Here is a 13893-nt window from a genome sequence, read left to right on the forward strand (position 1 = left end):
CTAAGCTCCTGTAAACTCTTGTAATTGCGTTGCGTTAAATGGCCAATGTAATTCTCTATCATCCCAAGCTTTAAGCACAGGGATCGATACGCCATAACGCTGCGCGAGGTATTCATCGTCACAAATATCTATGGCCCGATAGCCAATGTCAGCCGCTGCCAATAAGGCCGCGGCCAGTTCACACAGATGACATCCCTCTGTGTGATATAGCAGATAATGCCTATTATCTAATTCTGCTTGAGTCAACTCAGGCATGGGTGATAAGCCAAGTATTATGAATATGTGGATTACGTTTGTAGTCCATAGGCAAAGTCACGTCATCAATGTTCTTCACATTAATGTTCATCTTGGTCAGTGCCTCTATGTCCATCTTAAACTTACGTTTATTGTTAGAGAACACTAGTTCGCCCGTTGGGCTGAGCAGTTTCACTAAGGATGCCAGTAAGTTCACATGGTCTCTCTGCACATCGAATGAATCTTCCATACGCTTAGAATTTGAGAAGGTCGGCGGATCGATAAAAATCAGATCGTACTGTTCACGGCAATCACGGATCCACTGCATGCAGTCAGATTGAACAAACTCATACTGCTTACCTTGAAGCCCATTGAGTGCAAAGTTGTCCTTCGCCCAAGCAATATAGGTATTGGACATATCCACCGTCGTCACCGATTTAGCCCCACCAAGCGCCGCATGCACAGAAGCAGAACCTGTGTAAGAGAACAGGTTAAGTACACGGCGTCCCTTAGATTTTTGACCGACTAAACGGCGTGTCAATCTGTGATCGAGGAATAAACCTGTATCCAAATAACCAGTTAAGTTCAGTTTGAACTTAGCGCCATATTCAGTAGTGATAAGCTCTAACTTACGCTCATCCAGCTTTTGATACTGACTCGTGCCCTTTTGACGCTCACGCGTCTTCATGATCATCTTGTTCGGATTGATACCAATGGCCGACGGCAGTGCTAACAAAACATCGCTTAAACGACGCTTGGTTACGGCTTCAGGTATAGTTGCTGGCGCCATATATTCTTGAATAATCACGTAATCTAAGTATTTATCTACTGCGACGTTATATTCAGGAATGTCGGCATCATAAATACGATAGCTGTCGATGCCTTCTTTCTTGGCCCATTTCTCTAATAACTTGGCATTTTTCTTAATGCGGTTAGCAAAAGCAGGGGCGATATCGGCAATGTCGACGCCGTCTGGCAGCACTGGTGTATCGCGACGTGTACTGGTCGCATGCAAGGTATAAATGTTAAAGGCACATTCTAGGGCGCCGTTGAACATCTTCATCTGTTTGTCGGCTTTAAGCTTAAGTGATGATACCAGCTCGATATCACTACACAGCATGGCCACTTTCCAGCCGCCAAATTCTTTCTTAAACTTGTCGCCTAGCTGATAGTAAAGCTGCAATAACTCAGACACATTGCCTAAACGTTCACCATAAGGTGGGTTAGTGATCAAATATCCACTTTCTGCAGGCGGTGTTATCGTCAACGCATCTGCAACTTGAAACTCAATTAACTCGAGTACACCGGCATTTTCGGCATTACGTTTGGCTAACGCAACTAAGCGAGAATCGATATCTGAGCCGTAGAATTTAATCTCGCAACGTTTCACGCCTAATGAGGCACGCGCTTTCGCTTCTTCAACGATTTCTTGCCACACAGCTTTATCATGACGACGCCAATGTTCAAACCCAAAACGGCTACGCTGTAAGCCTGGGGCAATATCGGCCGCCATTAAAGCCGCTTCAATCAGCACAGTTCCACTACCACAGAAAGGATCGAGCAAGGTCGAAGGCGCTGCTTGCCAGCCACTGCGTACTAACATGTTGGCGGCTAAGTTTTCCTTCAGTGGTGCTTCACCAGTAGTAGAACGATAGCCACGTTGATGCAGTGATGGACCAGAGAAGTTCATCGCAATCGTGATTACGCCATTACGAAAATGGGCATCAACTTTAAAGTCAGCATCGACGCGTGACACATTTGGGCGCTCAACGTCATCGTCCCGGAATCTATCCACAACCGCGTCTTTAATCTTGAGTGCGCCGAACTGGGTATTATTGATAAAACCACCCGTACCATGAAAATCGATACTAAAAGTGCTTTTATTGGAAAAATGCGCCGGCCAATCGACACAATAGGCGGCATTATAAAGTTGCTCTGCCGACTCGCAGCTACCTTTATAGATAACCAACACGATACGGCTGGCTAAGCGTGTCCATAAAGTAATCCGATACGCTAAAGCTAAGGGGGCAGTGAAATACACACCAGCAACACTCTCTTTTACTTCAGTCGCACCAAATTCTGTCAGCTCTTGGGCTAAGCTATATTCAAAGCCCTTAGGGGCGGCGGCAAAAAAATTAAGCATGGGATAATCAGTACGCAGTCAAAATCAAAGCGACATTATACCTGCTCGAATACATAAAAGATAAACAGTTATTAGTCGAAACCCCATTTAGTCTCATCCTCGACCTAAGATAATCAACGAAAAATCCCTAACTTATGTTTAAATTGTATGAAAGCCCCCCACTCCGCTTTATATTTAAGCGTTCACCATCTTTTTCGATCTTCGTCCTTGCAATGCCAAGGCGCTGCCGTTATAGTCTGCCCCGCTTTGAAGACGGACGCGGGATGGAGCAGCATGGTAGCTCGTCGGGCTCATAACCCGAAGGTCGTAGGTTCAAATCCTGCTCCCGCAACCATTTAAAAGCAAAATAGTAAAGTAATACAGATAGATATCGGACGCGGGATGGAGCAGCATGGTAGCTCGTCGGGCTCATAACCCGAAGGTCGTCGGTTCAAATCCGGCTCCCGCAACCACTTTCTATATGTGTTTATAAAGAGAAACAGCTTATCGGGCTCAACTCCTTATAAACAACAGGCAAAGGTAGTCAGTTCAAATCCGGCTACTACAACCAATTCTTAGATGACAGAATTAAACAGTTATTAACAGCAACAATCGGACGCGGGATGGAGCAGCATGGTAGCTCGTCGGGCTCATAACCCGAAGGTCGTCGGTTCAAATCCGGCTCCCGCAACCACTTTCTACATGTGTTTATAAAGAGAAACAGCTTATTAGCCTCAACTCCTTATAAACAACAGGCGAAGGTAGCCAGTTCAAATCAGGCTACTGCAACCAATTCTTAGATGACAGAATTAAAACAGTTATTAACAGCAATAATCGGACGCGGGATGGAGCAGCATGGTAGCTCGTCGGGCTCATAACCCGAAGGTCGTCGGTTCAAATCCGGCTCCCGCAACCACTTTATATATGCTTATAACGAGAAACAGCTTATCGGGCTCAACTCCTTATAAACAACAGGCGAAGGTAGTCGCTGATTTAACATTAGCAATCCGGCTTCCGCAACCAATTCTTTGATGACAGAATTAAAACAGTTATTAACAACAATCGGACGCGGGATGGAGCAGCATGGTAGCTCGTCGGGCTCATAACCCGAAGGTCGTCGGTTCAAATCCGGCTCCCGCAACCAATTCTCTTTGTGAAAGAGAAAATTGACCAGCATAAGCTGGTTTTTTTATATCTAAAATTCATAGAAAACCACAGTTAAATACAGAACAGAGCAACATGCTCACTCGTCGGGCTCAATTCTTTATAAACAAAGGATGAAGGTCGTCGCTGATTTAACATTAGCAATCCAGCTCCCGCAACCAATTCTCTTTATGAAAGAGAAAAATAACCAGCACAAGCTGGTTTTTTTGTATCTAAAATTCGTAATAACTCTCTGTAAAATCCTAACCAGATCACCATGGTAGCTCATCGGATTCAACGAACTATAAACAACCGATGAAAGCCATCAATTCAAATCATCTTCAACAACAGCGTCCAAAATAAGATTTAAACTGATCAGCTGACATCAATGCATTTTTTGGATGTCAAATTTCGCCATAAAAGTGTCGGACAATATGACGCCTGCCATAGCACCAAAGGAAACGGTGAAAATCATTATGAAAGGTAGAGGTTTCAAATAAGCAGAAATGAGAACACCTTGACCGAACCAGTGCAGTATTAGACCAAGCATCATGATGCCAAAAGCAAACTTATTCGCAGCAAAAAACATCGATATTTCGAATGCCCACAACTCTTTATTTTCCTTAAATTGAGCGAAACCGAAATAGAGATAAAGCAGTAATGCCACTAAGGCGAGAGTGCAAACATTGAGTGCATAGCTTAATTGAGAAGCCCCAGCCAATACTTGATAGCCGATACGTATGGCATAAATACCAACACCCAACCAAAGTATCAGCAGCGGCAATAAAATGAGTCCCATTTTTATCCTTAAAAGTTAGGATAGACATACACTTAGCACCTAAAGCGAGCTCTGAAAATGAGCGCTTAATGCTATTCCAATACCTCGGTTCGTAAAGTGACCTCTTGATGTAAGTTCTTAAATTGAGCGCTTAGAGCAAATTCTTAAAGTTAGTGCTTAGAGTGAGAGCCTTAAGTAACAGCTAAAATAGCATAGATATCAGCACATTAATTTAACCGCGCCATATGATACACACTAACAAACTCACCATTTCTAAAAGCAAAATCCTTCGACTCACCTTCCATTACAAAGCCAAACTTTTTATATAGACCAATGGCGGCATAATTATCGGTATAAACCGTTAATTCAATTCGTTTTATATTCATCCATTTATCGGTAAGCTCAAGCATCGCGTTAATCAAGGCACTGCCTATACCGCGGCCTTGCCAACTGTCTTTTACACCCATACCAAAGGAGGCAACATGCCTACGGCGGGGTTGCTCATACACTTCAAAACCCAAATCACCGACAATTTCACCTTCAATCTCTGCGACATAACGATGAATATTATTCGATGTTGCAGCAAGGCGTGACTCCCATTTATCGGTCGATGGCCAAGGAAGTTGCAAGGTACCTGTATAGGCATTCGGGCAGGCATATACGTCTTGAATAGCTGCGGCGTCACGCTTCTCTGCATGCCTAATAGTAATATTTCCCAATGAGTCCCCTCCCTAGTTTTCAAATAAAAAAGACGTGGCCAATTAAACGTACACAGAACTAAGCACACAGATCTAAGCCCAACGAATTGACTAGACATACAGTGGATCACTGTGATTAAGCAACTCAACCCGATTATTATCAAACCGACTTTACGGATGAAGCTCACATAAGACAAGTATGAAATTTAAAAAACTATTGATAAACATGGATTTTATATAGATAGATATCAATCAATATAGGAATTGAATCAACCACCGCCCTGTCTCCATAACCCAGCCTCAATACCTAGGTTGAAACTTTGGGCAAATAAAAACCCGCTCAAGATAGGATCTTGGCGGGTTTATAAGATTCAGGCACTAAAATGATAATTGAGTTGAATACTTCAGCCTTCAATTAATCCAATACAAACAATAGTATGGTTCTAATATAAACTGTTTAATTAAAGTGGTAAACGACCATTAAAGGACAGCGCCAACGTAGTACTATCCACGTATTCCAACTCGCCACCTACGGGTACGCCATGGGCAATGCGGCTTATCATCACTTTGTGACGTCTGGCCATATCGGCAATAAAATGCGCTGTAGCCTCACCTTCTACTGTTGGATTTGTCGCTAAAATCAGTTCGGTGACATCACCCGATGCCAAATGGCGCTCGAGTAACGCTAAGCCTAACTCTTCTGGCCCCACGCCATCGAGGGGCGATAAATGGCCTAAAAGCACAAAGTAACGGCCAGTGAAATGTCCACCCGCTTCAATGGCTAACACATCAGCCGGCGTTTCCACCACACAAATGGTGGAGGAGGTTCCGCGTTTATGGCTAGCACAGATCGGACAGAGGGTTTCTTCAGTGTAGGTTCGGCAAGACTGACAATGACCGACGTCACTCATCGCACTGGACAGCGCACTGGCTAACTTAAGCCCTGCTTTTCGGTCGCGTTCAAGTAACTGAAACGCCATACGTTGCGCCGATTTAGGCCCAACCCCAGGTAAACAACGCAGGGACTGAATTAACTCATCTAACAATGGACTAAATTTCATCGGCTATCTCAATTAAAATGGCATTTTCATGCCTGGTGGTAATTGCATGCCACCAGTAACTTCAGCCATTTTAGTTTTTTGGTTTTCTTCGATTCGACGAGCAGCGTCATTACAGGCCGCAGCAATCAAATCTTCCAGCATTTCTTTGTCGTCTTCCATCAGGCTTGGGTCGATTTCGACTTTACGCACTGTGTGCGCGCCTGTCATAGTCACTTTCACCAAACCAGCACCAGATTCACCCACCATTTCCATACGGGCGATTTCTTCCTGCATTTTGGCCATTTTTTCTTGCATCATCTGGGCCTGTTTCATCAAATTGCCCATACCGCCTTTTCCAAACATAGTCATTTCTCTTCTATTAGGGTTAGTCGCAAGCATTAACGCGGCTAATCTTACTTAAATAAATGGGATTGGCAATCAATGCCGTTATCTTGTTAATAAACTTATGATCTCGATGCAGAGTTTCTCAGCAGCATCACTATAAATATGCACTCGAAGCCTAAATTTAAACCACAGCGTTACAAATTAACGATAAAAATTTTACCCAAAGACTCGCCAATAATGGCTAACTCGCGGCCTCAGTTAACTCAGTTAACTCAGGTAACTCAGGTAACGCTTGTATTTGCTGACTGCGTAAATTCAACAACTCTGGTGGATATACTAGACTATCGGCATCGAGTTCGGCGCCCATACGTTGGATCAACCATTGCACATTGTCATCATGGATCAATGATTGATGCGCTTGTTGCAGCAACTCTTGGTGGAAACGCTTACGTAACTCTAAGGGCGTTTCCCGCTGTTCATCGATTCCTATGACCACTTGCACCCGTCTTGGGTTCCCGAGCGCGGTAGTTAAGGCTTGCTCAAGCTGCACTATGGCAACATCGGCTGCTAGATGCTTCTGGTTTGGTTTAAGCAGCAACGGCAAAGGATCACTCAAAGTTTTACAGACAGAATTAACCGCCAGTTGCCGCACTCGCCCGCCGATCTCTAAGCTCGCCATCAACTTGTACCAATGTAAATCTAATGGATGACCGCTAATAGGTTGAGTCGAACTGAGCGCGACTTGTGTCTCCTGCGTGTGTTCCACTGTATTCGACGCATTTGTCAGTGCTGTTGTGCTAACCGAGGCAAACTCTGAGCCGGGTATTTCTTCTTGACGTACAACGTGAGTTTGAAGTATCTCCGACTTCAAACTTGATGCTGCAAGCTGCCCGTCACTCAGGGATAGAGTGTCATCTTGTGCATGATTAGGTGCGTAACTCTCGCCTAAAAGCTCTTGAGCATGACTAGCTTGAACATTATTTATATCAGTAGCTTGCGCGCTCACCGGCTGAATACTCTCAGTCTTATTACTATCGACTTGTGTCACTTCGATAAATTCAGCTTCAGGCGCGGCCTCCCAAGGCGGACGATCATATGTAGCAGACGGTTTGGCAGGCTTCTCAGAGACAATTCCAGTTGAGATGACGACTGAAGATACTGCTTGGTGCAGCTCGATAGGCTCAAGATCTAAGTCGAAGTCATCATCAAAATCTATCGCTAAATCAGGGTCTAAATCAGATGCGGGATCAACAGAAAATGCCACACTTGGCTGACTCGCTTCAATTTTAGTAACCGATTTAGGTAAGGTTACACCATGTGATTTAGTGTTTGGCGTCTTAAGTTTTGAGTCCAATGACGACTTTTTTTCATCACCGTCCTTAGCACTTAAGGCGTCAAGATCCGATAACAGTGAATCCCGCGCCGCCAACACAGCTGAGAGAATATCGTCGTCGGCTAAGGATGCGGAGGCTAGTGTTGGAATTGATGCCTGAGGAGACACTTGAGCCATTACTACTGACTGACTATCAACTGAGCCTTCCATGCCTACAGCGCTTTGAATATCAGCAGAATTTTGAACATTATCTAAGTGTTGAACATCATCAGGCACAGCATGAGAGTCAAAGCTGTGATGAAAATCATCGTCATTGTAAGAGCCGGAGGTGAATTCAACATAAGCATCTTGATAGGAATCGAGCGGCGCTGACTCTTGGGCATAAGATCCCATCGCTGGATAAGAATGCTCGACTTCAGTTCCATAGGGACTATGTTCATCAAGCCCCTTTTGCTCTAGCGTACTATTAGTAAGAGTATGGTTAGCGAGGGAGTCAACAGCAGTGTTTTCATCAACAGTCTTTTGAACAGCACTGTCTTTCTCTGCAATGTCACTACCAATAGCCACAGCGCTTGAACCAACAATCACTTCAGCCGCTGCTGGATTAACAATACTCGACTCGGCAGTTGCCCCAATGAATTCAGGAACTTCACTATTCTGAGCATCTAAACTCGCAACCGATGCCTCAATGTCAGCAGCAGCTTCAGTAACTTGAGAAGGCGCTTGAGCGGTTGATACTGTTTGAGTTTGTGGCTCGACCTCAGCATTCACTATCTCAACGTTTAAGCTGCCAGCGTTAAATCCCTGACTCTGCGCCTGACTTAGAATCACCGCCTGTTCGGCAATTAATGCCGCATCCGCTTCGAGCTCAGCATCAAGTGCCTGCTCTACGGTATCTGCAGGCTCAATTAATGCTGTTTTTTTTTCAGCTGTATGTGTTTCAGCAAACTGTTGTTCATTTACATCAGGAGTTTGCGCTGCAGCAGTTGCCGCAACTGGCGTTTGACCTGCGGGTAAACTGATCTCAGCGACAGCATCAGGCAGCCAGCGCTTTACTGGCTTTTCCGGCACAAACGCAACAGCGCGTAATAGCGCCATCTCAAGACCCGATTTAGGATCCGGTGCATGGGGTAAGTCTTTGCGGCCTGTTAATAAAATCTGATAATAAAGCTGCACCTGTTCCGGCTTAAGCTGTTCGGCAAAGGCGCGAATCTGTGCGCTATACAAGGATTGCTGCGCGCACGCGGGGGCAAATTGGGTCAAGGTAATTTGATGTAACAACTCAAGTAAACTGCGTAGCACTTCTTGGGCATCTGCGCCGTACGCAAGCACTTGGGCACAGGTATGCATTAACACACCAATATCGGCATCGGTTAAGGCATTAAGCAAGGCAACTACATGCTGCTCATCAATACTGCCAAGCATGGTTTGCACTTGAGTGAGCATCACATTACCGCCACCAAAGGCAATGGCTTGATCTGTCAAACTCAAGGCATCACGCATACTGCCATTGGCAGCTTTAGCCAGCAATTTTAGGGCTTCTGCATCAAAGGGAAACTGCTCTTGGGTCAAGATATGATTGAGCTGAGTGCCAATTTCAGCTTGGGTCAGGCTTTTTAAATTGAACTGCAAACAACGAGATAACACAGTCACTGGCAGTTTCTGCGGATCGGTTGTCGCCAGAAGAAATTTAACGTGCTCGGGGGGTTCTTCTAAGGTTTTTAGCAGTGCGTTAAAACTGCTGCGCGACAGCATATGCACTTCGTCGATGAGATAAACCTTAAAGCGGCCACGGGTTGGACGATACTGCACATTGTCTAACAGCTCACGGGTATCATCGACCTTAGTGCGAGATGCGGCATCGACTTCAATCAAATCGACAAAACGGCCTTGGGCGATTTCCACACAGCTGCCGCAAACACCACAGGGAGTCGCTGTCACGCCTTGTTCGCAATTTAAGCCTTTGGCAAAGAGTCGCGCCAAGCTGGTTTTACCGACACCGCGCGTTCCCGTAAACAGGTATGCATGGTGTAAGCGCTGCTGGCTTAACGCATTGGTCAAGGCATGCAAAACATGGCTTTGGCCAACCATTTGATCAAATGTGGCAGGGCGCCATTTTCTGGCTAACACCTGATATGACATGGAACTCCCCAGAGTATGTGATACAAAAGCGGGAGCATGCGCCCCGAGAACTTTGAAAGATAACATGCCATGATTTGACATGCCATCAAACTATCCCAAGGCGCCTTTAGCTGCAGATTTATTCGCCTTCAAACTCACAAAGTTTAACCAACTCAAGCCCTAATGCGGTTAAACGGACTTCACCGCCTAAATCAGGTAATGAGATCACAAAGGCCGCATGTTTAACTTCACCGCCGAGTTGGCGGATCAGTTTAACGGTCGCTTCGATAGTACCGCCAGTGGCGAGTAAATCATCAACAACGAGCACTTTGTCATTTGCGCTAATCGCATCAGTATGAATTTCTAGGCTATCATGACCGTATTCCAGTTCATAGCTTTGGCTGATGGTTGCACGCGGCAATTTGCCGGGTTTACGCACAGGTACAAAACCGATACCCAATTCTAAAGCCAACGGTGCACCAAATAAGAAACCACGGGCTTCAGTACCCACAATTTTGGTAAAGCCTTGACCACGATAATGTTCAACTAACAAGTCAATGGTCGCTTTATAGGCTGCTGCATTCTCAAGCAAACTGGTGACATCTCGAAATAAAATCCCTTCCTTAGGATAATTAGGAATCGTTTTAATGCTTTGCTTTATCAAGGATAAGGTTTCTGTATTCATAGCCATCATATTTGCTTAATAAGTTACTTAATCAATTCACCAACCTAGCGGTGGCGGTATAAAACAAAACGTCCACACTGGGTGGACGCATTGTCGAAAGTCGGACAAAGCTTATGCCGCTTTAGTTTTAGTTGCAACAATCACAATGCACAAGTGATGGAAAGGTTATCAATTTGTGCCTTAGATCAAACCCTGTTGGCACTCAGTTAAATAGCCTCAACAAGAACACGACTAAACTTTCAGTCACAGCGCCTGAGCCCATTCAATCACTCAATCATCCCTCTATTTCAGGTATACCTTTAAGATACCAAAGTAGGATCAACGCCATGACAAACAGCAGACCTTTTACCCAAAGGATAGGGACCACAATAATACTCAGACTAAAACTGAGTGCGCTAACTATCATGGCTTTGCGTTTCAATCCCTTACGCATTGCTCGCTGCTCTTGCCACTGGGTTAAAGCGTCGGCAAACCAGGGATGTGTCATCAACCAATGGTGTAAACGTTCACTCGAGCGGGCAAAGCAGAAGGCAGCAAGCAAGATAAAAGGCACGGTCGGCAATATCGGTAGCACGATACCGACTAAACCTAAGACTAAAGCGGTTAAGCCTAACAGTAAAAATAATCCGCGCTTTAATACCATAGGTTTAAATGCCCTTTATCGGAAAAACAAAAGCCACTCGAAGAGTGGCCAATAGGCTACGCGCTAGAGATTAACGCTCGCTTAAATTAAACCTAAATGCTTTAACCAAGACAGACTTGCTGGCAGAGTCGGCAACAGTAAAACTAAAATAAAACCAATAAAATACAAAAAATTAAATGGGTCTTTGAACGGCTGACTACTCATTACAGCTCCTCTAGTATGTGCAAGTATAAGTGCGCAGGAATCGTACAGTGATTGAGATCACAAAACGGCCGACATTGTAGCGGTTTGTCAAATTAATAAAAACCCTCTAAATGTAGGGTTATTGTATTTATTTCGGCAATAATCCCAACCTTAAGACTGACGTCCGCGCACTATCCCTTTCGCCGCTAATTGCTCGAGTAACTGCATACAACCTTGTTCAATAATCTCTGGCGCCATTTGAGGGTAAGTGATTGTTAACCAATCAACTATCTCTTTAAAACCCGCTTGGCCTTGAGCTTGAAGAAATGCCAGTACCTGTGCGCTTAAGGGATTTAACTGTAAGAAGCACACTTCACAATCGGCATCTTGATAGAGACAAAAAAACACTGGCGTATCAAGTCGTTGCTGCGGCCGATAATCCTGACGAATGTGCTGCACCTCAAAATGATACTGCGCTACCCTCGCCGTCTGTGACAAACATAAAGCCTGCGTCGGAATTTGCGCTGAGCTAAGTTGAGATTCATCCTCACTCGCCTGTGCGACCGCAACGGCCAACTCTAGCCATTCATAGTGCGCTAATTCGAGCATAAAAACAGGATCATTAGCCGTGGGCTGATATTCCTGCTGTAAAAAATCTAAAAACTCACCCGCGATATCGATAAAAATGGGCGATTGGCAATCATGTTGACTGAAAAAACGCTGCACCAAAGTCAGCCATTCCTCCTCAGAATACAAAATTTTAAGCACGGGGAAGCCGTTCGACACAAATCCCAGCACATTATTAAAAAATAACTCGCGGTAAACCTGCATACTCCGGAAATCAGTATCCGCGGGCAATGGCGAAGAGGGATCGCGGATATAATCGATAAAGGATTGCTGCACTTGCTTAAAATCCATTAGGCGCTCCTCTTTACGGCATGAGCGCTATTTTGGGCATGGGAGTTGGACGCCTCCATTTGATAACCGTGAATTTGATTTATCTCGAGCAACAATTCAGCGGTTGTCGGCAAATTAAAGTCACGCTCAAGCAAAGTCGGTTTTACCCCATGCAAAGCATAACAGCGCTGTAATAATGTCCAGACGGGATCGTTAATGGCTGCGCCATGGGTATCAATGAGCAGATCTTCAGCTTGTTTGTAGTGCCCAGCAATATGCAGATAAGCGATGCGCTCCGTCGGCATGGCCTGTAAAAAGGCATCGGCATCGTATTGATGGTTTATCGAGTTCACATAGATGTTGTTCACATCCAGTAGCAGTTTACAATCGGCTTCTTGCAGCACGGCATTAACGAATTCAAGTTCTGTCATTTGCGCACCTGGAGCGGCATAAAAAGACACATTTTCTAAAATAAGCGGCCGCTCTAGAATATCTTCTACTTGCTTGACCCGCGCCGCCACATGCTTCACTGCAGCGTCGGTAAAAGGGATAGGCATTAAATCATATAAGTGACCTTGCCCTGAGCAATAACTTAAATGTTCGGAATAGACTTGGATTTGGTGTAAATCCATAAAGGTTTTGATATTTTTTACAAACGCGAGATCTAAAGGTTCAGGGCTACCAATGGATAAACTCAAACCGTGGCAGTAGAAAGTATGTTGCTCAGTCAACTCACGAAATTGGCGGCCAAATTTACCACCTAAGGTCATCCAATTCTCAGGCGCCACTTCAAAAAAATGAATAGCATCAGGCACCTGTAAACAAAATTCACTGAGCATTTCTCGCCTTAACCCCAGCCCTACCTGTGCCGTATTTTTCTGTTCATTCATAAAACCTCACGAACGCTAACCTGTAATCGCTTAAGAATAAAACACAAGAGACCAGCGCTGGCTGGCCTCTTTAGGCTCAATTATCCCAATAACTGCAGGGATAAAACAAACCCGCTTTACTTCACTTCTTTTTTAACGGCTTCGACTTTAGCATCCACTTTTTCGGCGGTTTTCTTCATATCAGCGCCACATTTTGCTTCACCACACTTACCTTCATGGGCCTTATCAGCGGCTTTCTTCATGTCAGCACCGCATTTCGCTTCGCCACATTTCCCCTCATGAGCTTTATCTGCAGCCGCTTTTTTCATCTCAGCACCGCATTTAGCCTCACCACACTTACCTTCTTTGGCTTTTTCAGCGGCGGCTTTCTTCATGTCTGCGCCGCATTTGGCTTCACCACATTTGCCTTCTGAACCGACAATTTGATAGCCCGCATCCATAGCTTCAAAACCAAATGGGTTAGTTTGTGCATTGACAGCAAAAGCTGAACTCATCACAACTGAACCTAACGCTACTGCAACTGCTGTTTTTTTAACTGAATTCATAAATAATCCCTTCTTGTTTATTGAGTAATAATGACCAACAACAGTTTAAGTAGCTGGCTTACAACAAAAGACCTGCCTTATTTCGATTCTATTGCAAAAAAATATCACTAAGTCACAGAAATGATAAAAATATCCTGCTAGGACCATCAGTTTAGCTTGGATTTTATTTATTGGTGCACCTATTCATCCTCCTTCACTAGGCCACTTTGTAACTTAGGGCTGATAAGGTAGAATGC

At 44.7% G+C, this 13893-nt stretch carries 13 protein-coding genes and 5 tRNA genes; 5 read left to right on the forward strand and 13 right to left on the reverse strand.

Features of this window, described 5'->3' with window-relative positions; translation table 11 throughout:
• Complete coding sequence (locus L5L98_RS16735) at positions 1 to 255, reverse strand: glutaredoxin family protein (RefSeq protein ID WP_131523279.1); 255 nt, start codon at positions 253 to 255, stop codon at positions 1 to 3.
• Positions 248 to 2377 carry a bifunctional 23S rRNA (guanine(2069)-N(7))-methyltransferase RlmK/23S rRNA (guanine(2445)-N(2))-methyltransferase RlmL gene (rlmKL, locus tag L5L98_RS16740; protein WP_168827462.1) on the reverse strand — a complete coding sequence of 710 codons (2130 nt, stop codon included), beginning with the start codon at positions 2375 to 2377 and terminating at the stop codon, positions 248 to 250. Before rlmKL ends, L5L98_RS16735 begins: the two co-directional genes overlap by 8 nt.
• A 257-nt stretch (positions 2378 to 2634) precedes the next feature.
• On the opposite strand from rlmKL, the gene L5L98_RS16745 reads away from it, so the two are divergent.
• The 5 genes from L5L98_RS16745 to L5L98_RS16765 all read left to right on the forward strand — a co-directional run bounded on the left by L5L98_RS16745 (position 2635) and on the right by L5L98_RS16765 (position 3500).
• Positions 2635 to 2711: transfer RNA gene (locus L5L98_RS16745), tRNA-Met, on the forward strand.
• 41 nt (positions 2712 to 2752) lie between these two features.
• Positions 2753 to 2829 (forward strand) — tRNA-Met (locus tag L5L98_RS16750).
• Between the two features lie 144 nt (positions 2830 to 2973).
• Positions 2974 to 3050, forward strand: a tRNA-Met gene (locus L5L98_RS16755).
• Between the two features lie 145 nt (positions 3051 to 3195).
• Positions 3196 to 3272, forward strand: a tRNA-Met gene (locus L5L98_RS16760).
• 151 nt (positions 3273 to 3423) lie between these two features.
• Positions 3424 to 3500 (forward strand) — tRNA-Met (locus L5L98_RS16765).
• 384 nt (positions 3501 to 3884) lie between these two features.
• Here L5L98_RS16765 and L5L98_RS16770 read toward each other — a convergent pair.
• The 11 genes from L5L98_RS16770 to L5L98_RS16820 all read right to left on the reverse strand — a co-directional run bounded on the left by L5L98_RS16770 (position 3885) and on the right by L5L98_RS16820 (position 13657).
• The gene (locus L5L98_RS16770) at positions 3885 to 4298 is read right to left on the reverse strand and encodes a hypothetical protein (RefSeq protein ID WP_131523277.1); all 414 of its coding nucleotides are present in this window, start codon (positions 4296 to 4298) and stop codon (positions 3885 to 3887) included.
• 206 nt (positions 4299 to 4504) lie between these two features.
• Positions 4505 to 4996: a GNAT family N-acetyltransferase gene (locus tag L5L98_RS16775; RefSeq protein WP_263142459.1), complete on the reverse strand. Its 492-nt coding sequence runs from the start codon at positions 4994 to 4996 to the stop codon at positions 4505 to 4507.
• A 440-nt stretch (positions 4997 to 5436) separates the two neighbouring features.
• Positions 5437 to 6036, reverse strand: coding sequence for a recombination mediator RecR (gene recR, locus L5L98_RS16780; RefSeq protein ID WP_028759631.1), 600 nt, complete (start codon positions 6034 to 6036; stop codon positions 5437 to 5439).
• A gap of 12 nt (positions 6037 to 6048) precedes the next feature.
• On the reverse strand, positions 6049 to 6378 hold the full coding sequence (locus L5L98_RS16785; RefSeq protein WP_028759630.1) for a YbaB/EbfC family nucleoid-associated protein: 330 nt from the start codon (positions 6376 to 6378) through the stop codon (positions 6049 to 6051).
• Between the two features lie 223 nt (positions 6379 to 6601).
• The gene (dnaX, locus tag L5L98_RS16790; protein WP_263142461.1) at positions 6602 to 9835 is read right to left on the reverse strand and encodes a DNA polymerase III subunit gamma/tau; all 3234 of its coding nucleotides are present in this window, start codon (positions 9833 to 9835) and stop codon (positions 6602 to 6604) included.
• Positions 9836 to 9953: 118 nt separating this feature from the next.
• Positions 9954 to 10505, reverse strand: a complete 552-nt coding sequence (gene apt / locus L5L98_RS16795) for an adenine phosphoribosyltransferase (RefSeq protein ID WP_263142462.1) — start codon at positions 10503 to 10505, stop codon at positions 9954 to 9956.
• A 268-nt stretch (positions 10506 to 10773) separates the two neighbouring features.
• The gene (locus L5L98_RS16800) at positions 10774 to 11142 is read right to left on the reverse strand and encodes a YbaN family protein (RefSeq protein ID WP_028759627.1); all 369 of its coding nucleotides are present in this window, start codon (positions 11140 to 11142) and stop codon (positions 10774 to 10776) included.
• 81 nt (positions 11143 to 11223) lie between these two features.
• Positions 11224 to 11346 (reverse strand): hypothetical protein, encoded by a 123-nt coding sequence (locus L5L98_RS16805; protein WP_006082086.1) that lies wholly within the window; start codon positions 11344 to 11346, stop codon positions 11224 to 11226.
• Between the two features lie 150 nt (positions 11347 to 11496).
• Positions 11497 to 12243, reverse strand: a complete 747-nt coding sequence (locus tag L5L98_RS16810; protein ID WP_263142463.1) for a DUF2063 domain-containing protein — start codon at positions 12241 to 12243, stop codon at positions 11497 to 11499.
• Positions 12243 to 13112, reverse strand: coding sequence for a DUF692 domain-containing protein (locus L5L98_RS16815; protein WP_263142465.1), 870 nt, complete (start codon positions 13110 to 13112; stop codon positions 12243 to 12245). Before L5L98_RS16815 ends, L5L98_RS16810 begins: the two co-directional genes overlap by 1 nt.
• Before the next feature lie 116 nt (positions 13113 to 13228).
• On the reverse strand, positions 13229 to 13657 hold the full coding sequence (locus L5L98_RS16820; protein ID WP_028759624.1) for a hypothetical protein: 429 nt from the start codon (positions 13655 to 13657) through the stop codon (positions 13229 to 13231).
• Between the last annotated feature and the right edge of the window lie 236 nt (positions 13658 to 13893).

Origin of the sequence: Shewanella sp. SM23 (assembly GCF_025654295.1) — a bacterium.
Taxonomy (GTDB): domain Bacteria; phylum Pseudomonadota; class Gammaproteobacteria; order Enterobacterales; family Shewanellaceae; genus Shewanella; species Shewanella oncorhynchi.